Source organism: Pseudomonas sp. A-RE-22 (genome assembly GCF_019956035.1).
Taxonomy (GTDB): Bacteria; Pseudomonadota; Gammaproteobacteria; order Pseudomonadales; family Pseudomonadaceae; genus Aquipseudomonas; species Aquipseudomonas brassicacearum.
In genome coordinates, this window is the sequence record NZ_JAHBCZ010000024.1 from 21,871 (window position 1) to 44,911 (window position 23,041).

The window sequence follows — 23,041 nt, forward strand, 5'->3', positions numbered from 1 at the left end:
TTGCTCGCGAAGGGGCCGGCACAGCCACCTCAAATCCCACAGAGTTCACGCAGCAACCGAGTATCCAAATGCCGCTCCACCAGATCCGCCAGCCGCTCGATGTCCCGCTCGCGCAACCCGTGGTAATCCACCGCCTGCACATCCTGCAACCCGGCCCAGCGCAACAACGCGCTACTGGCCGCCGGCGACTCAAAGAGCCCATGCAGGTAGGTGCCGAACACCTGCCCGTCGAGACTCTGGGCACCGTCGCAACGACCGTCCTCCAGATGCACCGCGGGGTTTTCCAGGGCCGGGCCGGTGGTCACGCCCGCGTGGATCTCATAGCCGCTGACCTCAGCCTCTTCCAAGGCCAGTCGCCCGCGCACATTGCGCAATTGCTTCTCGTGTTCCAGCGTCGTGTCGAAATCCAGCAGGCCCAGCCCGGCACTGGAACCGGCCGCGCCTTCGAGCCCCGACGGGTCGTGGACCTGCTGGCCGAGCATCTGCAAACCGCCGCAGATACCCAGCAGCTTGCCACCGTAGCGCAGGTGACGGTTGATCGCCGTTGCCCAACCGTTGGCGCGTAGATAGGCCAGGTCGCTGCGCACGCTTTTCGAACCGGGCAGGATGATCAGGTCAGCCGGCGGGATGGGCTGGCCGGGGCCGATGAATTGCAAGTCGACCTGCGGGTGCAGGCGCAGTGGATCGAAATCGGTGTGATTGCTGATGCGCGGCAACACCGGCACCACCACCTTGAGCACCTGCTCAGCCTTGGCGGTTTGGCGCTGGTCGAGGCCGTCCTCGGCTTCCAGGTGCAGGTCCATCACGTAGGGCAGCACGCCGATCACCGGTTTGCCGGTGCGCGCTTCCAGCCAGTCCAGGCCCGGTTGCAGCAAGGCGATGTCGCCGCGAAAACGGTTGATGATGAAGCCCTTGACCCGCGCCTGTTCACTGGGCGAAAGCAGCTCCAGGGTGCCGACCAGATGAGCGAACACCCCGCCACGATTGATATCGGCGATCAGCAGCACCGGGCAATCCACCGCCTCGGCAAAGCCCATGTTGGCAATGTCACCAGCGCGCAGGTTGATCTCGGCCGGCGAGCCGGCGCCTTCCACCATCACCACCGGATAGGCCGCGCTCAAGCGCGCGTGGGAGGCCAGCACGGCTTGCATCGCGATGGCTTTGTAATCGTGATAGGCCACCGCAGTCATGGTGGTCACGGCACGGCCATGGATGATCACCTGGGCGCCGGTGTCGCTGTTGGGCTTGAGCAGCACCGGATTCATGTCGGTGTGCGGTTCCAACCCCGCCGCCTGGGCCTGCACGGCCTGGGCGCGGCCGATTTCGCCGCCGTCGGCCGTCACGGCACTGTTGAGGGCCATGTTCTGCGGCTTGAACGGCACCACGCTCACATCTTGGCGCCGGACCCAGCGGCACAAAGCCGTGACCAAGGTACTTTTGCCGGCATCGGACGTGGTGCCCTGCACCATCACTGTGGTCATTGGGTGTCCTTGGCGTAGGCCTCTAAGGCCTGTTCGAGGCGCAGGAATTCGCTGTCGTCGGCCGGCAGTCCGAAGCGCAGGCTGCTGGTGTTGGTAAACAAGCGCAGGAGAATGCCGCGATGGGCCATGAAATCGTGAAGTCCCAAGGCGCGCTCGGTGACCAGCCATTGGAACAATCCGCAGCCACCTTGCGGCTTGAAGCCGTGGCGTTCGAGCATCAGCGCCAGGCGTTGGCTGGTGGCTTCGCAGCGTTGGCGCTGGCGGGCGTGGGCGTCGGTGTCTAGCAGGCACGCCTGGCCCAGCACTCGGGTCGGCCCACTGACGACCCACGGCCCGACCTGTTCGGCGAGCAACTTGAGCAAGCGACGTTCGGCCAATACAAACCCCAGGCGAACCCCGGCCAGGCCAAAGAACTTGCCGAACGAGCGCAGCACGATCAACCCGACCAGATGGGTGTGCGCCGCCAGGCTCAACGCCGGCGTGACGTCCATGAAGGCTTCATCCACCACCAGCCAGCCACCGCGCTGGGCCAGGCGCGCATGCCAGTCCAGCAAGCGCTCGGGCGCAAGGCTCAGGCCCGTGGGATTGTTCGGATTGACCACCACCAGCACGTCGAGGCTGTCGAGAAAGAAATCCACCTCCGACTCCAGCACTTCGCGCACGATGTAGCCGCTGCGGCGCCAGGCTTCGGCGTGCTCGGCGTAACAGGGCGACAAGACACCGACCTTGCCGGCCCGGCGCAGGCGCGGCAACAGCTGGATGGCCATCTGCGAACCGGCCACTGGCAGCACATTCAGCGCGCCGTAATAATCGCAGGCCGCCTGCTCCAAGCCGTCATCGGTTTCCGGCAGGCGCGCCCAGGCGCGCAGGGAAATCGCCGGGACGTCGAACGGCCAAGGCGCGAGGCCGCTGGACAAGTCGAGCCAATCAGCCTCGGCAATGCCGTATTGCCGGATTGCGTTGCGCAAACGGCCACCGTGCTCAAGCATAAAACTCAGCTCCCAGGCAGAGAATCAGCAGCCATAACCATACGCCGCGCTGGACCAATTGCCAGCCGCGATCAATGGCGTCGGCACTCGCCGGCACGCCTTCGCCCAGCGCTGGACGCTGGTGCAGTTCGCCGTGATAAACCGCCGCCCCGCCCAGCTCGACACCCAACGCTCCGGCACCGGCGGCCATCACTGGTCCGGCGTTGGGACTGTCCCAGGTCGGACCCTGGGTGCGCCAGCACTTGAGCGCCAGGCGGGTTTTACCGAGCAGCGCGTAGGTCAATGCCACCAGGCGCGCCGGAATGTAGTTGAGCCCATCATCGATTTTTGCCGCAGCCCAGCCGAAGCGCTCGAAGCGTTCGTTGCGATAGCCCCACATAGCGTCGAGGGTATTGCTCAGGCGGTACAACACCACCCCGGGCGCACCGGCCACGGCGAACCAGAACAACGCGGCGAACACCGCATCGCTGCCATTTTCCAGCACCGATTCGGTGGCGGCGCGGGCCACGGCGGCTTCATCCAGTTCCGCCGTTTCGCGGCTGACCAGGTAGCCGACACGCTTGCGCGCCTCCTCCAGGTCGCCGCTGCGCAAGGCCCGCGCCACCGGCTCGACATGTTCACCGAGGCTGCGCAGGCCGAGGGCACAGTACAAGGCGAGGATCTCCACCAGCCAGCCGACCATCGGCGCCCAGGACAGGGCCGTGGCGAGCAAGGTCAACGGCACCACGGCGATGATCCACGCCGTCACCCCATGGCTGCGCCAACCGCGTCCGCCGGAATTGAAACGTTGTTCGATGCGATTGGCAAAGCCACCGAATGCCACCAGCGGATGCCAGCGCCGGGGCTCGCCCAGCAGCGCATCCAGCGCCACAGCGGCGGCACTGAGCAACGCCACACTCATGGGCTCACTCCCCAATGGTTTTCATATAGCAGTTCATTGAGCGGGCGCGGTTGCGCCCAACCTTCCAGGGCGAGCATCGGCGCCGGATAAAAACCCTCGACCGGGCCCAGGCAGAGGATCGCCAGCGGCTTGGCCCCGGCGGGCAGGCCCAGCAGGTCGGCCAGGGCCTGAGGCTCGAATAGCGACACCCAGCCCATCCCCAGCCCTTCTGCGCGGGAAGCCAGCCACAGGTTCTGGATCGCGCAGGACAGCGAGGCCAGGTCCATTTCCGGCAAGGTCCGACGACCGAAGATGTGCCGCTCACGATCTTCCATCAACGCCGCCACCAGCACTTCGGCACAGTCGTCGATACCTTCGACCTTGAGCGTCATGAATTCATCGCTGCGCTCACCCAGGGCCTCGGCGGTGCGAATGCGTTCCTGCTCCACCAGTTCGCGGATCTGCCCACGCAAGGCGCGGTCGCTGATGCGGATGAATCGCCACGGTTGCATCAGCCCGACGCTGGGGGCCTGGTGTGCGGCTTCCAGTAGACGGCGCAGCAAGGCCGGCTCAACCGTCCCGCCGCTGAAATGGCGCATGTCGCGGCGCTCGGCGATAGCGCGGTAGATGGCGTTGCGTTCGGCCTGGGAGAAAGCGGTGTCTGTCATGGCCTCTTCGCGAGCAAGCTCGCTCCCACATTGGCTAGCGTTGCACTTGAGATCACTGGGTCCCCTGTGGGAGCGAGCTTGCTCGCGATAGCGGTCTCAGGATCCGGCGCAAACAACGCAGCAATCGCCCTGGGATTGGACGGAAAATAAAAATGCACATAGGAAGCCGTCATCCGCCCCTTACGGAAAACCGCTTCCGCCCCGCGCCCGCCATTGGGGCTATGGCCACGGGCAATCGGTTCAAGTTCGGTGCTGGTCAGCGAATGATGATAGGTATGCCCACGCAAGGTGCCTTCCGGCAAGTCCACCGCTTGCAACGCCAGGGCCGCCAGGCGTTTTTGCATCTGCGCATCACCCGCCAACAAACCCAGCAGTTCGGTGCGCACGCCTTCGACATCGGTCAATGAATCCAGCAGATACAACATGCCGCCGCATTCGGCGAGCAACGGTTTATCGGCTGCGTGATGGGCACGGATCGCCGCGAGCATCGGCGCGTTCCCGGCAAGCGCAACATGGTGCAGTTCCGGATAACCGCCAGGCAGATAAAGGCTGTCCGCCTCGGGCAGTTCGCTGTCATGAATCGGCGAAAAGAAGCTCAACTGCGCGCCCATGGCCCGCAGCAGATCAAGGCTGGCGCCATAGGTGAAGGCAAACGCTTCGTCACGGGCCACGGCGATGCATACCCCAGCGAGCCACGGCTCAACGGCAATCACCTCGGGCGCGGCGAACTCCACCGCTGGCGGCAGCGCCACTTCACAACTACCGGCCAGGGCCTCGGCGGCCGCGTCGAGGCGCACGTCCAAGTCGTTCAACTCGCTGGCCTGGACCAAACCGAGGTGACGACTGGGTAATTCGATGCCGGTTTCCCGGGACAGCGCGCCGTACCAGCGCAAGCCTTCGGTCAGGCTGCCTTCAAGCAACTGCGCGTGGCGCAAGGTGCCGACCCGGTTGGCCAAGACCCCGGCGAACGGCAGGTCGGGTTGATAACGCGCCAGGCCCAGGGCCAGGGCGCCGAAAGTCTGGGCCATGGCCGTGCCGTCGATCACCGCCAGCACCGGCACGCCAAAATGCCGCGCCAGATCGGCGCTCGACGGGGTGCCGTCGAACAGCCCCATCACCCCTTCGATCAGGATCAGGTCCGCTTCGGCAGAGGCTTCCCACAACAGTCGGCGACTTTCCTGCTCGCCGACCATCCACATGTCCAATTGATAGACCGGCGCGCCACTGGCCCGCTCCAGGATCATCGGGTCGAGGAAGTCCGGGCCACATTTGAATACGCGCACCTTGCGTCCCTGGTTGCGATGCAACCGGGCCAGCGCCGCGGTGACGGTGGTCTTGCCCTGGCCCGAGGCCGGCGCTGCGATCAGCACCGCCGGACAGTGGCGGCTGGTCATGGCGGGATCGCTCACAGTTCGACGCCTTTCTGCGCCTTGATACCCGCCTGGAACGCGTGCTTGATCATGCCCATTTCAGTCACGGTGTCGGCCAGCTCGATCATCTCGGGCTTGGCGCCGCGACCGGTCACCACCACGTGCTGCATCGGTGGGCGGGCCTGCAGATCGCTCAGCACCTGATCGAGGTCGAGGTAGCCGTGCTTGAGGGCAATGTTCAACTCGTCAAGCACCACCAGGCCAATGGACGGATCGCTGAGCAACTGGCGCGATACGGCCCAGGCGGCTTCGGCGGCGGCGATGTCGCGCTGGCGATCCTGGGTTTCCCAGGTAAACCCCTCGCCCATGACATGAAAGCGCACCTGCTCCGGGAAGCGGCGGAAGAACAGTTCTTCACCAGTGCTGTTGCGCCCCTTGATGAACTGCACCACGCCGCATTGCATGCCGTGGCCCATGGACCGCGCAAGCATGCCGAACGCCGAGCTGCTCTTGCCCTTGCCGTTGCCCGTCAGCACCAGCAACAGGCCGCATTCATTCGGCGAGTTGGCGATGCGCTCGTCGATCACGGCTTTCTTGCGCAGCATGCGCGCCAGGTGGCGTTCGTTGCGATCAGACGTGTCGGTGAAGAGGGAGTCGGTCATGGGAAGCCTCCGTTGGGATTGGATAACGGCGGGCGGGCACAAAAAAAGACGGCAACAAGCCTGGCATCGCCCACCGTGATGCCGTTGGATGAATCAGGCCGGTCTCCGGGCTCATGAGCGGCGTGGTGCCGGTCTGTGCGCCTTCCCATGTCTGCGACACAGTGGCTTGAGCACAGCGTTGACTCATTTACCGTTGCGGGGGCAGCGCCGGGTTCGTATGCACTCACCGGCTTCCCTGTTTCACTCTGTCGACCGCAGCCACAGAGCACCTGAAACAAGCGGCGAAGGTTAGAGGGTTGGGGGTGGAGCGTCAATTAAAGCCGCCTGTCGGGACGATCATTGGCGCCGATCAATAAAATGACGCCAATCTTGTGGGATTCTGCGGCAAGTGATATCAAAGCGACATTACGACCCGATATCACAAGAACAAGAGGGCAAAAGCATGCAAGGGATGATCATCAGCAATCCAAAACTGGAGTTTCTGCGTCCAGTGCTGGAACGTTGGTTTGACTGTATCGACCGCTACAACGCGGTGCGTGGCGATAACGACACGCCCTACTGGTTCGATGAAAAAGCCAACCTCGGCTTGCTGTCGGCCGCAGCCTGGATGGCTGAGATGGTCACGCTGCAGAACGCCCCGACCCGCAAGCAGAATGAAGAAGGCGAACGCAACGTCAGCGCCGACCTGTTCATCGCCAGCACCGAGGAGCGCGCCTTCATCCAGGCCACCCAGCGCTGGCCCAAGGTCAACAACCTGAACCTGACCCAGCCGCTACTGGAAGCCACCAGCGATGCCAAGCGCATCAGCTATGCCAGCGACCTGAAGCTGGGCTGCCTGTTCGTCTCGCCGCAAAAAGCCCAGCAAAGCGCCACGCCCGAAGAATTGCAGGACATGATCGATGACCTGCAGAAGGAAAACACCTGCGCCGCGGCCTGGTACTTCCCTTACGCCTACCGCAAGTTGCGCAATGAAGCCGGTCATTACCATCCTGGCATTGCGATGCTATTCAAACAGGCCCATGGTTGATTCATTCAACAAGGAACTGTGCAAGCAAGCTCCCAAAGGGAGCTTGCTTGCCTGGCTGACGGGGCCCACCCGCCGTTGAACCATCACGCGTCTACGCTCCTCTATGAATAACTACATGCATTCATAGGGAAGCCAGCATGCTCAAGCCACCCCACCTCCTGATCGTCGTCCTTGCCGCCGGACTTGTCGCTTGCGGCGAGTCGTCCACCTTGCAAGTGTCCGACGGCACCGGACCAGCGCCGAAACTGCCCGAACCGAACAAGACCCTGATGCCCACCGTCAACATCGCCGAAGCCGTCGGCTGGCCGCAAGGCGCCAAGCCGACCCCGGCCCAGGGCCTGCAAGTGGGTGCATTCGCTGAAGGACTGGACCATCCGCGCTGGCTCTATGTGCTGCCCAATGGTGATGTGCTGGTGGCCGAAACCAACGCCCCACCCAAGCCGGACGACGCCAAGGGCATCCGGGGTTGGGTGATGAAAAAAGTCATGGGCCGCGCCGGCGCCGGCGTGCCCAGCCCCAATCGCATCACCCTGTTGCGCGACGCCAATCACGACGGCATCGCCGAAACCCGCACGGTGTTCCTGGAAAACCTCAACTCACCGTTCGGCATGACCCTGGTCGGCAATGACCTCTACGTGGCCGATACCGACCGATTGATCCGTTTCCCCTACAAGGACGGTGACACGCAAATCAAGGCGCAGCCGACCAAGGTCGTCGATCTGCCCGGGGGCACACTCAACCATCACTGGACCAAGAACGTGATTGCCAGCCGTGACGGCAGCAAGTTGTATGTCACCACCGGCTCGAACAGTAACGTCGCGGAAAACGGCATGGAGGCCGAAGAAGGTCGCGCCGCCATCTGGGAAGTGGACCGTGCCAGCGGAAATCACCGTATCTTCGCCTCGGGCTTGCGCAACCCTAACGGCCTGGCCTGGGAACCCCGCAGCGGCGCGCTCTGGACAGCGGTGAACGAGCGGGATGAGATCGGCAGCGACCTGGTGCCGGACTACATCACGTCGGTCAAGGACGGGGCCTTCTATGGCTGGCCCTACAGCTACTATGGGCAGAATGTCGATGTCCGGGTCGAACCACAGAACCCGGCCCTGGTGGCCAAGGCCATCGCCCCGGACTACGCCGTCGGCCCTCACACCGCCTCATTGGGGCTGACCTTCGCCGAGGGCAGCACCTTGCCTGCACCGTTTACCGAAGGGGCTTTCGTTGGCCAGCACGGCTCCTGGAACCGCAAGCCCCACAGTGGTTATAAAGTGATTTTCGTACCGTTCAACGGCGGCAAGCCGATGGGACAACCGGTGGATGTGCTGACCGGTTTCCTGAACGCCGACGAAAAAGCCCAGGGCCGACCAGTGGGCGTGGTGATCGACAAGCAGGGTGGCTTGTTGGTGGCCGATGATGTGGGGAACAAGATCTGGCGCGTGTCAGGTAAATAAGGCCGACACACCCCTTGTGACGAGGGGATTTACTCCTGACCTGTGGGAGCAAGACTTGCCCGCGATGAAGGCGATGCGGTCTTTCAGAGATCGAGGTGCCTGTTTCGCGAGCAAGCTTTGCTCCCACAGATCAGGGCAACAACAACTCAGGGGTTACGCGCCAGATGCTCCGGCTGCAGCACACGCTTGGCGCCCAGGTAAGCCCTCTGCCAATAGGCCTTGGACAGGCTATCGAGCTTGACCGTGCCTCCCGTGGCCGGCGCATGGACGAAACGGCCCTCACCGACATAGATCCCGGCATGGCTGACCTGGGAGCCACCATTGGTGGCGAAGAAGATCAAATCGCCGCTCTGCAAGGCTTCCTTGCCGACATCCGGGGCACGCATGCCAATCATCTCGCGGGTGGAACGTGGCAGGGAAATGCCGGCGGCATCGCGGTAGACATAGCCAATCAGGCCACTGCAATCGAAACCCGAATCCGGTGTGTTACCGCCCCAGCGATAAGGTGTGCCCACCAGGCCAAGCGCCCGGAAGAGCACATCTTCGGCGGCCGGGGAAAAGGGTTGCGCGGGAGCAAAGACCACCGGAGCTCGCACTGGAGCAGGCGGCGGCGGAGTGCGGCTGGCGCACGCGCTGAGCAGCGCGGCAAAAAACATGAGGGCGAGGCGGGCCGACGTCGACATATGCAGAACAATCCTGATCTGGATGCGGCTTTTCTGCCGTGGGCATGAAAACAAATCCGCCTGCGGAGTACGCAGGCGGATTGCCATCAATCAATGATCTAGGATTCTAGCGGCTATACGGCAAACTTCAAGTAAGACTTTAAGTTTGCCTTACAAACTGTGTGCTTACTTGCGAGCAGTGACCACCGTCGGTGCCATGGCGAGGGCGCGCTTGGCTTCGATGAAGGTCTTGCTCCAGTAGCTGTCGCCCAGGCTGTCGATCCGCACACCACCGCTGCGGCGGCTGCTGGAATGGATGAACTGGTTGTCGCCCAGGTAGATACCGGCGTGGCTGACACGACCGCGACGACCGTTGGTGCTGAAGAACAGCAGGTCACCGGGTTCCAGTTGGTTGCGAGCCACCAGAGGGGCATTCACGTTGATCATTTCGCGAGTGGAACGCGGCAGGTTCATGCCGGCCTCTTCGCGGAACAGATAACCGATGAAACCGCTGCAATCGAAGCCGGCTTCAGAGGTACCGCCAAAACGGTAGCGGGTACCGATCAACGACATACCGCGTTCCAGGATGCTGTCGGCCAGTACTGGAAGCTGGTAAGGCTTGCTGCCGGCGAAGGCTGCGAGCTCTTTGTCGGAGGCCATTTCTTCCTGGAACGCAACGGAGGAAGACTGGGCGGTAACGGAGTTCTTGACCTGTGGTTGTTGCTCTTGCTGGGACACTGGGGAGTGGGCAGCGCAACCAAACAACAGGGTAACGAGTGCGAGAGGCACGAGGGGTGCGAAGCGATTTAGCATGGGCACGACCGTGGCTGAAGTAGTAAAGATGGCGAGACTATGCCTTCTATCAACCTCATTTGCAAATTCAATCGATGCAAATGTGACTTCTCGGTTTTACGTTTACATCTAAGCGCTTAAGCCCATTTTGAACGTCACGTGGCCTGCAGCCCAGCAGGACCGCGGGTTTCGCCGTGTCCAGAGCAGGCCAAGAGCCACTACCTGCAACGGTTCTACCAGCCCAGGGTTTCTTTCAAAAAAGGAATAGTCAGCTTGCGCTGGGCCTGGAGTGAGGCCTGATCGAGGCGTTCGAGCAGTTCGAACAACGCGCTCATGCTGCGGGTACCGCGGGTGAGGATGAAATGCCCGACTTCGTCGGTCAGGTGCAGGCCACGCCGGGACGCGCGCAGCTGCAAGGCACGAAGCTTGTCTTCGTCGGAAAGCGGGCGCATCTGGAAAATCAGCGCCAGGGTGAGACGGGACTTGAGGTCCGCCAGCTTCACCGGCAGCTCCCGTGGCGACGTCGAGGCGGCGATCAGCAAGCGCCGACCGCTATCACGCAACCGATTGAACAGGTGAAACAGCGCTTCTTCCCAGTCAGCCTTGCCGGCCACGGCCTGGAGATCGTCCAGGCAGACCAGTTCGTACTGCTCGAGGTTGTCGAGGATCTCGACGCCGCGATCGAGCAACTCGGCCAACGGCAGGTACACCGCAGGTTCGCCCAATTGCTCGAACCGCAGGCACGCGGCCTGCAACAGATGCGTGCGCCCTACCCCGTCCTTGCCCCACAGATAGATCAGGCTTTCGGTCCAGCCGGCGTCGGCTTCGCAAAGCCGCTCGACATAGCCGAGTGCAGCGGCATTGGCGCCTGGGTAGTAATTGATAAAGGTGGCGTCATCACGCAGACGCACACCTAGGGGCAGCTGAATCGGTTTCATGCTGACTGAACAGTTCCCAAGGAACCGTTAGTGGCCTCTGTGTAAAGTGCGCAAAGTTTATACCCGTGGCGCGGACCGCACAATGCGCCGGACCACGAGCAAAATCAAAGGTTTGCAGCGGCAAGACAGCGGAGCGACAGTTTCCCTGACGCTGCGCCCGACATTCGCCCTAAAGATCAGGGTCTTCGGCGCCGCTATAGATGTCCGAATCCTTGTACAAATCGTGCATATGACGCACCAGCACCATGATCACCGCCGCCACCGGCAGCGCCAGCAGGATCCCGGTGAAGCCGAACAACTCGCCCCCCGCCAGGATCGCGAAGATCACCGCCACCGGATGCAGGCCAATACGATCGCCCACCAGCAGCGGCGTCAGCACCATGCCCTCCAGGGCCTGACCGACCATGAACACCGCAACGATGCCCACCATCGGGTACAGGTCGCCGCCGAACTGGAACAATCCGGCGATCAATGCCGCGCCAATACCAATCACAAAGCCCATGTACGGCACGATGGCCGCCAGGCCGGCAATCAAGCCGATCAACAGCCCAAGCTCCAGTCCCACCAGCATCAGCCCGGCCGCATAGATGAAGCCCAGGGCCACCATCACCAGCAGTTGCCCGCGCACGAACGCCCCCAACACTTCGTGGCATTCGCCGGTCAGGGTCATGATGCGTTCTTCACGGTGACGCGGCAGCAGACTGCGTATCTTCGCCATCATCAGGTCCCAATCCCGCAGCAGATAGAAGGCCACGACTGGAATCAGCACCAGGTTCGCCAGCCAGCCGATCAACGCCAGGCCCGAGGCCGTGGCCTGGCTCAACACCACGCCAACGATGTCGGTGGTCTGGCCCATATGCTCGCTGATGGCCGCCTTGACCTTGTCGAACTTCCAGAAACCGTCCGCCAACCCCAGCTTCGACTGCACCCACGGCACCGCGCTGTGCTGCAACCAATCGAGCATCTGCGGCGCCAATTCGTACAGGCGCAGCAGTTGCTTGGCGAGCATCGGGATCAGCACCAGCAACAGTGCGCCCACAATCAAGGTGAACAGCGCAAATACCGCCACCACGCCCCAGGTCCGCGACAGGCCGAGTTTTTCCAGGCGATCCACTACCGGGTCGAACAGATAGGCCAACAGCAGCGCAACCAGGAACGGCGTCAGGATCGGATGCAGCAAATAGATAAGCGCAATCAGCAGGGCAACCCCGCCCAACCAGAACCAACGCCGCGTATCGCCCATGAACCACTCCTAGCTATATAAAGAAAGAAAACCTACCAGCGGAACCGCAGATTGGCTGCCGGCGCCGGCACAGGTGCTGCAACCGGGGCCGAACCATCGGCGGCGGGCGGCGCCACAGGCACTGGCGCGACGGCCTCGCCGGGCGGGATTTCCTGCAATTTCGCCAGGGCCAGTTGCGCCTTCAACTGCTCGGCGCTGCCGTTGACCCGATAGACGATCCTATCACCCTCAACCTGCTGCAACTGCCCACCAAATGGCTCGAGCAAACGCCCAAGCGCCGCGTACCGCTCAAGGTTCATGCCCTGCACTTCCAGCAACTGTTCAGTGGCCACGCCCGGCTTGGCGACGAAGCGCGGCGCCAGGCGCTGGTTCACCGCCAACATCACCGCGTCAGCCAGTGCGGCCGGATCGGCACCCTGGGCTGTGCCCTGCTCACGCTGATCGCCCAGCCACAGGCGCCAGGCCCCATGCCACTGCCCGCCCTCTTCCTTGGCGTGGACCGCCAGCAAGGCGTCTGTCGCGTAGCGCTCAGAGGCAGCGCGCAGAGGCGCCGGGTCGCTGCCTTCCAGGTTCGGCGCGGTGGCAACGATCTGCTCGCTCAAATCCGCCAGCGGCAAGTGCAATGCCAGCCCCCGATGCTGGGCGGCACGCCGCAATGGCGTGGCGCTGGCCTGGCCATCGCCCACCAGGCTGGAGCCCTCGACCGAGTCGTTCAGCCACCAGCCCAGGATCGATGGCCGGTTCGCGCTCCACAGCGACAAGCCTGCCGAACGCAATGCCCGGTCGGTGCTCGCCGGGTCGAAGTCCACCTTGAGGCTTTCCGGCGGGCCGGCGTCGTAGCCATATTGAAGAATGATCTGTTGCGGGTCCTTGCGCAGCGCCGCCAACCCGGGATTCTGGGCAGCCTTGGCGTCGCCGGTCAGGCGCAGGACCAGCGTATCCAGGGCGCGCAGCGTCGCCTGATTGCGCTCCTCCGGTGTCTGGCTGACGACCGGTTCGAGCACCTGATAGAGGCCATTGACGGTTTCGGCATGGCTCGCCAGGCTGATCAGCGACAAGCAGCCCACGGACAAGAATTTGAACAAACGCATGGAAGATTCCCGGACATAACGGCTGGAACAGGCCGTGTGAAGAAGATTGAGCATGGCTGTGACCACAGCACCCGGCAAAACATTCACACACCCGATGGAAGTTTCGCACGGTCATCACCATAACCGGTTACCGCTACACCTTATACAGACGCGCTACGCAGTACCAATATAAGAAATATCGGTTTTTTTCCGTGGATATGTCCCTGCCCGTCGGCGCGAGGATGGCCGCTGCCCCTCAAGCCTGATAAAATCGCGCGCCTTCGCAGACCGGCAATGGCTGGGCTCCCGGAATAATTCGTACAACGGTTATTCAATGGCCCCGGCGTCGGTCGTTACCCAGAAATCCCCCCTAAAGGCCTGGATCATGAGCAAGCAACCCTCCCTGAGCTACAAGGACGCCGGTGTAGACATCGACGCCGGTGAAGCATTGGTCGAACGCATCAAGAGCGTCGCCAAGCGCACTGCGCGTCCGGAGGTCATGGGCGGCCTGGGCGGTTTCGGCGCCCTCTGCGAGATCCCGGCCGGCTACAAGCAACCGGTCCTGGTCTCGGGCACCGACGGCGTCGGCACCAAGCTGCGCCTGGCCCTGAACCTGAACAAGCATGACAGCATCGGCATCGACCTGGTGGCCATGTGCGTGAACGACCTGGTGGTCTGCGGTGCCGAGCCGCTGTTCTTCCTCGACTACTACGCCACCGGCAAGCTCAACGTTGACACCGCCGCCCAGGTCGTGACCGGCATCGGCGCGGGCTGTGAGCTGTCCGGCTGCTCCCTGGTCGGCGGCGAAACCGCTGAAATGCCCGGCATGTACGAAGGCGAAGACTACGACCTGGCCGGCTTCTGCGTCGGCGTCGTGGAAAAGGCCGAGATCATCGACGGCTCGAAAGTCGCCGCTGGCGATGCCCTGCTCGCCCTGCCGTCCTCCGGCCCGCACTCCAATGGCTACTCGCTGATCCGCAAGATCATCGAAGTCTCGGGTGCCGACATCGAAAACACCCAGCTCGACGGCAAGCCACTGGCCGACCTGCTGATGGCCCCGACCCGCATCTATGTCAAGCCGCTGCTCAAGCTGATCAAGGACACCGGCGCCGTCAAGGCCATGGCCCACATCACCGGTGGTGGCCTGCTGGACAACATCCCGCGCGTGCTGCCAAAAGGTGCCCAGGCCGTGGTCGACGTGGCGAGCTGGACCCGCCCGGCGGTGTTCGACTGGCTGCAAGAGAAAGGCAATGTCGATGAAACCGAAATGCATCGCGTGCTGAACTGCGGCGTGGGCATGGTCATCTGCGTGGCCCAGGAACACGTCGAGACCGCCCTGAACGTATTGCGTGAAGCCGGCGAGCAGCCTTGGGTCATCGGCCAGATCGCTACCGCGGCCGAAGGCGCTGCACAGGTCGAGCTGAAAAACCTTAAGGCGCACTGATGTCCGCAACCTGTGACGTGGTGGTGCTGCTGTCCGGCACCGGCAGTAACTTGCAGGCCTTGATCGACAGCACGCGGACCGGCGACAGCCCGGTCCGTATCCGCGCGGTGATTTCCAACCGCGCCGATGCCTACGGCCTGCAACGCGCCAAGGACGCGGGTATCGACACCCGCGTCCTGGATCACAAGGCGTTCGAGGGCCGCGAAGCCTTCGACGCCGCGCTGATCGAACAGATCGACACCTTCAATCCGCAACTGGTGGTCCTCGCTGGCTTCATGCGCATCCTCAGCGCCGGCTTCGTGCGTCATTACCAGGGCCGCCTGTTCAATATCCACCCCTCGCTACTGCCCAAATACAAAGGGTTACACACTCACCAGCGCGCGCTGGAGGCCGGAGACACGGAGCACGGCTGCTCTGTGCACTTTGTCACCGAGGAACTCGATGGCGGACCACTGGTCGTACAGGCAGTAATACCGGTAGAGTTGCACGACACGCCGCAAAGCCTGGCGCAACGGGTTCACGCCCGCGAGCACCAGATCTACCCGATGGCCGTGCGTTGGTTTGCCGAAGGAAGGCTGACCCTCGACGATCGCGGAGCCTCACTGGACGGCCAGTTGCTCGCCGCCAGCGGCCATTTGATTCGATACTAGGAGATTTTATGCGTCGCGCCCTGCTCTTCGCTTGCGCTCTGCTTGCCCTGCCCCTGGCACAGGCTTCGGAACTACAACCGTTCTCCGCCAGCTACACCGCCGACTGGAAACAGTTGCCCATGAGCGGCACCGCCGAGCGCAGCCTGACCAAGGAAGCCAACGGCACCTGGAAGCTGAGCTTCAAGGCTTCGATGATGATCGCCAGCCTGACCGAAGAAAGCACCCTGACCCTGGACAAGGACACGCTGCTGCCACAGTCCTACCACTTCGAACGTGGTGGCTTGGGCAAGGCCAAGAAGGCCGACCTGGACTTCGACTGGAACACCAAGATGGTCACCGGCACCGATCGCGGCGACGCGGTCAAGCTGCCGCTCAACCGTGGCATGGTCGATAAATCCACCTATCAACTGGCCCTGCAGCACGACGTGGCGGCCGGCAAGAAAAGCATGAGCTATCAGGTCGTCGATGATGGCGAGGTCGATACCTATGACTTCCGCGTGCTGGGTTCGGAAAAGGTCGACACCAAGGCCGGCCAGATCGAGGCGATCAAGGTCGAGCGTGTGCGCGACCCGACACAAAGCAAGCGCATCACCGTGCTCTGGTTCGCCAAGGACTGGGATTACCTGCTTGTACGCCTGCAACAGGTCGAGACCGACGGCAAGGAGTACAACATCATGCTCCTGGACGGCACGGTCAACGGCAAGGCTGTGAAAGGCAGCTGATCGACGCCGACAACAAGAAGCCCCGCCGATGCGGGGCTTTTTATTGCCCGGATTTCATGACCACCCACAGGGGTTGCGCTTTCACTCAGGTTTGCCGCTGCAACATGAAAATTTCTTCATGAAAAACCACCTGCGACCGAATGCCGCGCACTGCCTGGCCTGCAGGACTGATGCGCTTTCCATGAAAACTTTTTAACGCGCCGAAGCATTTACTTAGCACGCTACCAAAATCTATAACAAAGTCCTGCACACGCCTTGCTGCAGATAACAGAGATTGGAGCTTGCAAGATGACTGTGAAAGTAACTGAACGCGACGACGCCCACATGTCCCACGAAGGGATTGCCGCCGGTATCCGGATCTGGGATGTGCATCAACAGGATCTGCTGGTGGGAATGTTCCACTCCGAAACGGACGCTCACAGCTACAAGGCCGAGCTGGAGCGTGAGGAATGGCTGCACTCGCGGGAAATGGCAGAATCCTGAACGACAGAAACACTTTATGGGAGCGAGCTTGCTCGCGATGACGTCGTGTCAGTCAATGTTACTGCCACTGATATACCGCCATCGCGAGCAAGCTCGCTCCCACAGGTTTTGTGTTTCAACTCAATGGCATTGCGCTCGGCTTACCACATCAAATCATCAGGAATCTGATACGCCGCGTACGGATCATCGGCATCCACTTCTTCGGTCTGGGTGTTGAGCTGGACGATGCGCTGGGGGTCGCGCTCCTGGATCTTCAGGGCCGCCTCGCGCGGGATCACTTCGTAACCGCCGGCATGGTGGACAATCGCCAGCGAGCCACTGCTCAGCTTGTTGCGCATCAGAGTGTTGACCGAGATGCGCTTGACCTTCTTGTCGTCGACGAAGTTGTAATAGTCCTCAGTAGTCAGCTTCGGCAGGCGCGAGACTTCGATCAATTGCTTGATCTGCGCGGCCCGAGCCTTCTGCTCGACCTTTTCCTGCTGCTGACGGTTGAGTTCCTGGTCGCGCTTGACCTTCTCGGCCATGGCCTCCTGGGCGGCGCGCTGCTGGGAGTCATCCAGTTTGATCTGGCCTTTATGGGCCAGGCGTTGCTGCTTCTGTTTCTCTTTGCCGACCTGCTTGGCCTGCTTTTGGTTGACCAGCCCTGCTTTGAGCAACTGGTCGCGAAGGGAAAGGCTCATGGTGCTTACTCACTTAGGCAACGGCCTCAGCCACAGCTGGGCAAATTCTTTTCCTGACGTTTGGCTTCGCCCCACAAGGCGTCCAACTCTTCGAGGGTGCAATCTTCCATGGGACGGTGGGTGTCGCGCAATGCCTGTTCGATAAATCGGAACCGCCGCTCGAACTTTCCGTTGGCGTCGCGCAGCGCGGTTTCCGGGTCCACTTTCAAGTGACGAGCCAGGTTCACCACACTGAACAGCAGATCGCCGATCTCATCGCTGATGGCCACCTGATCGTTGTCGGCCATGGCTTCGAGCACTTCGTCCAGTTCCTCCCGCACCTTGTCGAGCACCGGCAACGGGCCTGGCCAGTCGAAACCGACCTGAGCCGCACGCTTTTGCAGCTTCGCTGAACGGGACAACGCCGGCAGCGCTCCCGGCACGTCGTCGAGCAATGACAACTGCTCGGGTGCCGTGGCTTTCTCGGCCCGTTCCTCTGCCTTGATTTCTTCCCAGCGCTGCTTGACCTGTTCTTCGCTCAGGCGCGGGATATCCACGGGCGCATACAGGTCACCGGTAGGAAACACATGGGGATGGCGACGGATCAGCTTGCGGGTGATGCTGTCGACCACACCGGCAAATTCGAAGCGGTTTTCTTCCCGGGCCAGTTGGCTGTAATACACCACCTGGAACAACAGGTCGCCCAACTCGCCCTGCAAGTGATCGAAATCGCCGCGCTCGATGGCATCGGCCACTTCGTAGGCTTCTTCCAGGGTATGAGGGACGATGGTCGCGTAGGTTTGCTGGATGTCCCACGGGCAGCCGTACTGCGGGTCCCGCAGGCGGTTCATCAGGTGGAGCAGGTCTTCAAGGCTGTACATTAAATCCGTCTCATCACACAAAACCCTGTGGGAGCGAGCTTGCTCGCGATTGCGGCTTTTGAGTCACTACATCCTTGACTGCAAGGCCCTCATCGCGAGCAAGCTCGCTCCCACATCAATCACGGGATCACCCTGGCGTCCGGTTGCGCCGGGTCTCGATGATGTTCGGCAACTGGGAAATCCGCCCCAGCAACCGCCCCAGCGCATCCAGCCCCGGAATCTCGATGGTCAGGGACATCAGCGCGGTGTTGTCTTCCTTGTTCGAACGGGTGTTGACCGCCAACACGTTGATCCGCTCGTTCAGCAACACCTGAGACACGTCACGCAACAGACCTGATCGGTCGTAGGCGCGGATGACGATGTCCACCGGATAGGTGAGCACCGGCACCGGGCCCCAACTGACCTGGATGATCCGCTCCGGCTCGCGACCGGCCAGTTGCAGCACCGAGGCACAGTCCTGGCGGTGAATGCTCACGCCACGGCCCTGGGTGATGTAGCCGACGATCGCATCCCCCGGCAGTGGCTGGCAGCAGCCCGCCATCTGGGTCATCAGGTTGCCCACGCCCTGGATCTGGATATCGCCGCGCTTGCCCGGCTTGTAGCCGGTAGCCTTGCGCGGAATCAGCTCCAGTTGCTCGTTGCCCCTCTCCGGCTCCACCAGTTGCTGGGCCAGGTTGACCAACTGCGCCAGGCGCAGATCGCCGGCACCGAGGGCGGCGAACATGTCCTCGGCGGTTTTCATGTTGGCTTTTTCGGCCAGCTTGTCGAAATCCACCTGAGGCAGGCCCAGGCGACCGAGTTCACGCTCGAGCAGGGTCTTGCCGGCGGCGACGTTCTGGTCGCGAGCCTGCAACTTGAACCAGTGGACGATTTTCGCCCGCGCCCGCGAGGTGGTGATGTAGCCCAGGTTCGGGTTCAGCCAGTCGCGGCTCGGCGTACCGTGCTTGCTGGTGATGATCTCGACCTGCTCACCGGTCTGCAGGCTGTAGTTGAGCGGTACGATCCGCCCGTTGATCTTGGCGCCACGGCAGTTGTGGCCGATCTCGGTGTGGACCCGGTAGGCGAAGTCCAGCGGCGTCGCGCCCTTGGGCAGGTCGATGGCGTGGCCGTCGGGGGTGAAGATATAGACCCGGTCCGGCTCGATATCGACCCGCAGCTGTTCGGCCAGGCCACCAATGTCACCCAGCTCCTCATGCCACTCGAGCACCTGACGCAGCCAGGAGATTTTCTCTTCATAGTGATTGGATCCGGACTTGACGTCGGTGCCCTTGTATTTCCAGTGGGCGCAGACGCCCAGCTCGGCCTCCTCGTGCATGGCATGGGTGCGGATCTGCACTTCCAGCACCTTGCCCTCGGGGCCGATCACTGCAGTGTGCAGCGAGCGATAGCCGTTTTCCTTGGGATTGGCGATGTAGTCGTCGAACTCCTTCGGAATGTGCCGCCACAAGGTATGGACGATCCCCAGCGCGGTGTAGCAGTCGCGCATTTCCGGGACTAGGACGCGAACGGCGCGAACGTCGTAGATCTGGCTGAATTCCAGGCCTTTGCGCTGCATTTTTCGCCAGATCGAGTAGATGTGCTTGGCCCGGCCACTGATGTCGGCTACCACGCCGGTGGCCTGCAGTTCTTCTCGCAACTGGGTCATCACATCGGTGATGAAGCGCTCGCGATCCAGGCGCCGCTCATGCAGCAGCTTGGCGATCTGCTTGTACTGATCGGGCTCCAGGTAGCGGAAGGACAGATCCTCCAGCTCCCACTTGATGTGACCGATGCCGAGACGGTGGGCCAGGGGTGCATAGATGTCGAACACCTCCCGGGCGACGCGATTGCGTTTTTCGTCATCGGCTGACTTCACGGCGCGGATCGCACAGGTGCGTTCGGCCAGCTTGATCAGCGCGACACGCACGTCGTCGACCATCGCCACCAACATCTTGCGCAGGTTTTCCACCTGGCCCTGGGTGCCCAGCACCATGGACTGGCGCGGGCTGAGGCTGGCACTGATGGCCGCCATGCGCAGCACGCCGTCGATCAGCTTGGCCACCACCGTGCCGAAGCGCTGGCTGACCACCGGTAGCTGGATCTGCCCTTCGCGCACGCCGCGGTACAGCACCGCCGCCACCAGCGAATCCTGGTCGAGCTTGAGGTCCGCGAGAATTTCGGCGATCTCCAGGCCCGTCTGGAAACTCGAGGTGCCTTCGGACCACAGGTTCTTCGCCGCGTTGTGTTGCTGCTCCGCCTCGCGAGCGAACTCGCAGGCGGCCTTCAAGGCTTCGCGATCCAGAGCCATGTCGACGCTGACCGCATGATCGAGCCAAGCCTCGAGATTGATACTGCCGTCGGTGTTGATCGGCTGGTGTGCTCTCACCTGTACCATCTTTACTTACCTTCCCTACGACGCAGATTCAATGCGTCAACTTCGCTGACCTTCATGCCCGTGTTTGCGCCCAGGGCTGTGGCGGGTTGGCACGAACGGGTCAGTCGGACAAGCCATCCTGGCTCGCTTCAAATAACGCCATGGCCTCGACATGCGCCGTTTGAGGAAACATATCGAGAATCCCGGCACGTTTTAACCGGTAGCCCTGCTTGATCAGTTCGACCGTATCCCGGGCCAAAGTTGCCGGGTTGCACGAAACATAAACCAACCGTTTGGCACCCAGGGACGACAGCTTGCGCACCACCTCGAAAGCACCGTCACGGGGTGGGTCCAAGAGTACCGCAGAAAAGCCCTCGCCGATCCATTCGGCATCAGCCAGAGGCTGGGATAAATCGGCCTGAAAAAAGGCAGTGTTATTCAAATTGTTGCTGACGGCATTGGCCGCCGCACGCTCCACCATGGTCTGCACGCCTTCGACGGCCACCACCTGGCGCACGCTTTTGGCCAGCGGCAAGGCAAAGTTGCCCAGGCCGCAGAACAGATCCAGCACCCGCTCCTCGGCTTGCGGCGCCAGCCATTGCAGGGCCTGGGCGATCATCGCCTCGTTGACCCCGGCGTTCACCTGGATGAAATCCCCCGGCCGGTAGGCCAGCTCGAGGTCCCAGGCATCCAGGCGGAACCCCAGGGCCTGCCCAGGCTCCACCGGTCGCGGCTCACCTTCACCGTGCAGCCACAACTGGGCTTCATGGAACGCACAGAAGTCCTTGAGGATCGTCAGGTCGGCCTCCGACAGCGGCGCCATGTGGCGCAGCAATACCGCGAGGGACGAACCGGCGAACAACTCCACATGCCCCAGCGCCTGGGGTTTGCTCAAGCGACGCAGCATTTCCGGCAGACGGCTCATGATCGGCTGCAAGGGCTGTACCAGCACCGGGCAATCACCGATGGCAACGATGTCCTGGCTGCCGACGGCACGGAAACCGACTTCGAGTTTTTTCGCTTTCTGGTCCCAGCGCACCGCCACCCGGGCGCGACGTCGATAACCGAACTCCGGCCCGCTCAACGGCGCTGCCCACTCTTGCGGCTCAACCCCGGCCACCCGCGACAATTGCTCGGCGAGCATGCGCTGTTTCAGGGCGAGTTGTTCGTCATGGGGCAAATGTTGGACGCTGCAACCGCCACAGCGACCGGCATGGATGCACGGCGCCGCACGACGCAGTTCACTGGGCAGGAACACACGCTCGGTACGTGCCTCGACCACTTTGCCATGGGCACCGAGCACCCGCGCCTCGACTTCTTCGCCGGCCAGGGCACCGATGACAAACCAGGTGCGCCCGTCAACAAAGGCAATGCCCCGGCCATCGTTGGCCAGGCGTTCGATGGTCAAGCGCTGCTTTTTACCGGTGGGCACTTGCGGGGCCCGGCTTCCGCCGCTGGGTTGGAAGCGCAAGCCTCTTTCTTGCTTGGCCATCAGTTGGGCGCGTCGAAAATGCCGGTCGACAGGTAACGGTCGCCACGGTCGCAGATGATCGCGACGATCACCGCATTTTCAACTTCCTTGGACAGACGCAGCATCCCCGCCACGGCACCGCCCGAAGATACGCCGCAGAAGATGCCTTCTTCGCGAGCCAGGCGACGGGTCACGTCCTCGGCTTCGCTCTGGGCCATGTCGATGATGCGGTCCACGCGCTCGGCCTGGTAGATCTTTGGCAGATACTCCTCGGGCCAGCGACGAATGCCTGGAATGGCCGAACCTTCCATCGGTTGCAGGCCGATGATCTGCACGTTCGGGTTCTGTTCTTTGAGGTAGCGCGAGGTGCCCATGATGGTGCCGGTGGTGCCCATCGAGCTGACGAAATGGGTGATGGTGCCGTCGGTCTGGCGCCAGATCTCAGGGCCGGTGGTGGTGTAGTGGGCCTCGGGATTGTCGCCGTTGGCGAACTGGTCCAGCACCTTGCCACGACCCTCGGCCTGCATGCGCTCGGCCAGGTCCCGGGCACCCTCCATGCCCTCCTCCTGAGTCACCAGGATCAACTCGGCACCGTAGGCCGTCATCGCCGCCTTGCGCTCGGCGCTGGAGTTGTCGGGCATGATCAGGATCATCTTGTAGCCCTTGATCGCCGCTGCCATCGCCAGGGCAATACCGGTGTTGCCGGAGGTCGCCTCGATCAGCGTGTCGCCGGGCTGGATCTGCCCGCGCAATTCGCCACGGGTGATCATTGACAGCGCCGGCCGGTCCTTGACCGAACCCGCCGGGTTATTCCCTTCGAGCTTGAGCAAAAGCGTATTGGTGGTCACGCCGGGCAAGCGTTGCAAACGGACCAGCGGAGTGTTGCCGACGCAATCGGCGATGGTTGGGTACTGCAGAGTCATGGCGTATTCGCAATCCGGACTGCGGGGGCGCCTATCATACCGGCAAACCTGGCCAGGCCATATCACGCAAAGTAAGGGGGTTATGGCTTATGGGAATAAGCGAGGCGAAAGCCGAGCACGCGCTTAGCTTTCCCTCGATGGCTATCCCATGGACCGCGCGCCCATCGCCTTGTGAATTTTACGAAGATCGCCCGCCCGCAAATCGCTACACTGCGCAGGTAATGC

General features: G+C 62.3%; 22 protein-coding genes and 1 riboswitch. Of the genes, 6 read left to right on the forward strand and 16 right to left on the reverse strand.

Annotated features, from left to right (window positions below; translation table 11 throughout):
* Positions 1-29: 29 nt before the first annotated feature.
* The 6 genes from KGA89_RS13970 to cobO are packed head-to-tail and all read right to left on the reverse strand — an operon-like array spanning position 30 to position 6,050.
* Positions 30-1,481 carry a cobyric acid synthase gene (locus KGA89_RS13970; protein WP_223471851.1) on the reverse strand — a complete coding sequence of 484 codons (1,452 nt, stop codon included), beginning with the start codon at positions 1,479-1,481 and terminating at the stop codon, positions 30-32.
* Positions 1,478-2,470: a threonine-phosphate decarboxylase CobD gene (gene cobD / locus KGA89_RS13975; RefSeq protein WP_223471852.1), complete on the reverse strand. Its 993-nt coding sequence runs from the start codon at positions 2,468-2,470 to the stop codon at positions 1,478-1,480. Before cobD ends, KGA89_RS13970 begins: the two co-directional genes overlap by 4 nt.
* Positions 2,463-3,371, reverse strand: coding sequence for an adenosylcobinamide-phosphate synthase CbiB (gene cbiB, locus KGA89_RS13980; RefSeq protein ID WP_013694063.1), 909 nt, complete (start codon positions 3,369-3,371; stop codon positions 2,463-2,465). Before cbiB ends, cobD begins: the two co-directional genes overlap by 8 nt.
* Positions 3,368-4,018: a 5,6-dimethylbenzimidazole synthase gene (bluB, locus tag KGA89_RS13985; protein ID WP_223471853.1), complete on the reverse strand. Its 651-nt coding sequence runs from the start codon at positions 4,016-4,018 to the stop codon at positions 3,368-3,370. Before bluB ends, cbiB begins: the two co-directional genes overlap by 4 nt.
* Complete coding sequence (locus tag KGA89_RS13990) at positions 4,015-5,412, reverse strand: cobyrinate a,c-diamide synthase (RefSeq protein ID WP_223471869.1); 1,398 nt, start codon at positions 5,410-5,412, stop codon at positions 4,015-4,017. The genes bluB and KGA89_RS13990 overlap by 4 nt, the downstream gene beginning before the upstream one ends.
* A gap of 11 nt (positions 5,413-5,423) precedes the next feature.
* Positions 5,424-6,050 carry a cob(I)yrinic acid a,c-diamide adenosyltransferase gene (cobO, locus tag KGA89_RS13995; protein ID WP_003204642.1) on the reverse strand — a complete coding sequence of 209 codons (627 nt, stop codon included), beginning with the start codon at positions 6,048-6,050 and terminating at the stop codon, positions 5,424-5,426.
* Positions 6,051-6,128: 78 nt separating this feature from the next.
* Positions 6,129-6,338: riboswitch (cobalamin riboswitch) on the reverse strand.
* Positions 6,339-6,492: 154 nt separating this feature from the next.
* On the opposite strand from cobO, the gene KGA89_RS14000 reads away from it, so the two are divergent.
* Both KGA89_RS14000 and KGA89_RS14005 read left to right on the forward strand, forming a co-directional pair.
* Positions 6,493-7,077, forward strand: coding sequence for a hypothetical protein (locus KGA89_RS14000; protein WP_223471854.1), 585 nt, complete (start codon positions 6,493-6,495; stop codon positions 7,075-7,077).
* Positions 7,078-7,214: 137 nt separating this feature from the next.
* Entirely contained in the window at positions 7,215-8,525 is a 1,311-nt protein-coding gene (locus tag KGA89_RS14005) for a PQQ-dependent sugar dehydrogenase (RefSeq protein ID WP_003204646.1), read from the forward strand.
* Positions 8,526-8,671: 146 nt separating this feature from the next.
* Here the strand turns inward: KGA89_RS14005 and KGA89_RS14010 are convergent, their stop codons facing one another.
* The 5 genes from KGA89_RS14010 to KGA89_RS14030 all read right to left on the reverse strand — a co-directional run bounded on the left by KGA89_RS14010 (position 8,672) and on the right by KGA89_RS14030 (position 13,251).
* Positions 8,672-9,208, reverse strand: coding sequence for a C40 family peptidase (locus KGA89_RS14010; protein ID WP_003204647.1), 537 nt, complete (start codon positions 9,206-9,208; stop codon positions 8,672-8,674).
* A 165-nt stretch (positions 9,209-9,373) separates the two neighbouring features.
* Positions 9,374-10,000, reverse strand: a complete 627-nt coding sequence (locus tag KGA89_RS14015) for a C40 family peptidase (protein WP_003204649.1) — start codon at positions 9,998-10,000, stop codon at positions 9,374-9,376.
* 212 nt (positions 10,001-10,212) lie between these two features.
* Entirely contained in the window at positions 10,213-10,917 is a 705-nt protein-coding gene (hda, locus tag KGA89_RS14020; protein ID WP_003178999.1) for a DnaA regulatory inactivator Hda, read from the reverse strand.
* 169 nt (positions 10,918-11,086) lie between these two features.
* Entirely contained in the window at positions 11,087-12,160 is a 1,074-nt protein-coding gene (locus KGA89_RS14025; protein ID WP_003204655.1) for an AI-2E family transporter, read from the reverse strand.
* Positions 12,161-12,192: 32 nt separating this feature from the next.
* On the reverse strand, positions 12,193-13,251 hold the full coding sequence (locus tag KGA89_RS14030; RefSeq protein WP_003204656.1) for a DUF2066 domain-containing protein: 1,059 nt from the start codon (positions 13,249-13,251) through the stop codon (positions 12,193-12,195).
* A 364-nt stretch (positions 13,252-13,615) separates the two neighbouring features.
* Between KGA89_RS14030 and purM the strand changes: the two genes are divergently transcribed.
* The 4 genes from purM (at position 13,616) to KGA89_RS14050 (ending at position 16,529) form a co-directional block, all read left to right on the forward strand.
* The gene (gene purM, locus KGA89_RS14035) at positions 13,616-14,674 is read left to right on the forward strand and encodes a phosphoribosylformylglycinamidine cyclo-ligase (RefSeq protein WP_003204658.1); all 1,059 of its coding nucleotides are present in this window, start codon (positions 13,616-13,618) and stop codon (positions 14,672-14,674) included.
* Positions 14,674-15,324: a phosphoribosylglycinamide formyltransferase gene (gene purN / locus KGA89_RS14040; RefSeq protein ID WP_003204660.1), complete on the forward strand. Its 651-nt coding sequence runs from the start codon at positions 14,674-14,676 to the stop codon at positions 15,322-15,324. Before purM ends, purN begins: the two co-directional genes overlap by 1 nt.
* Positions 15,325-15,332: 8 nt before the next feature.
* On the forward strand, positions 15,333-16,046 hold the full coding sequence (locus KGA89_RS14045) for a DUF3108 domain-containing protein (protein ID WP_223471855.1): 714 nt from the start codon (positions 15,333-15,335) through the stop codon (positions 16,044-16,046).
* Between the two features lie 288 nt (positions 16,047-16,334).
* Positions 16,335-16,529, forward strand: a complete 195-nt coding sequence (locus tag KGA89_RS14050) for a hypothetical protein (RefSeq protein ID WP_223471856.1) — start codon at positions 16,335-16,337, stop codon at positions 16,527-16,529.
* A 140-nt stretch (positions 16,530-16,669) separates the two neighbouring features.
* On the opposite strand, the gene KGA89_RS14055 is transcribed toward KGA89_RS14050, so the two are convergent.
* From KGA89_RS14055 to cysM, 5 genes are all read right to left on the reverse strand, one after another.
* Positions 16,670-17,209, reverse strand: coding sequence for a DUF2058 domain-containing protein (locus KGA89_RS14055; protein ID WP_223471857.1), 540 nt, complete (start codon positions 17,207-17,209; stop codon positions 16,670-16,672).
* 26 nt (positions 17,210-17,235) lie between these two features.
* Complete coding sequence (mazG, locus tag KGA89_RS14060) at positions 17,236-18,069, reverse strand: nucleoside triphosphate pyrophosphohydrolase (RefSeq protein ID WP_223471858.1); 834 nt, start codon at positions 18,067-18,069, stop codon at positions 17,236-17,238.
* 127 nt (positions 18,070-18,196) lie between these two features.
* On the reverse strand, positions 18,197-20,443 hold the full coding sequence (gene relA / locus KGA89_RS14065) for a GTP diphosphokinase (RefSeq protein WP_003204671.1): 2,247 nt from the start codon (positions 20,441-20,443) through the stop codon (positions 18,197-18,199).
* Between the two features lie 100 nt (positions 20,444-20,543).
* Entirely contained in the window at positions 20,544-21,914 is a 1,371-nt protein-coding gene (rlmD, locus tag KGA89_RS14070; RefSeq protein ID WP_223471859.1) for a 23S rRNA (uracil(1939)-C(5))-methyltransferase RlmD, read from the reverse strand.
* A complete protein-coding gene (gene cysM / locus KGA89_RS14075) occupies positions 21,914-22,816 on the reverse strand; it encodes a cysteine synthase CysM (protein WP_003204682.1) in 903 nt (300 codons plus the stop codon). The genes rlmD and cysM overlap by 1 nt, the downstream gene beginning before the upstream one ends.
* Positions 22,817-23,041 lie beyond the last annotated feature (225 nt).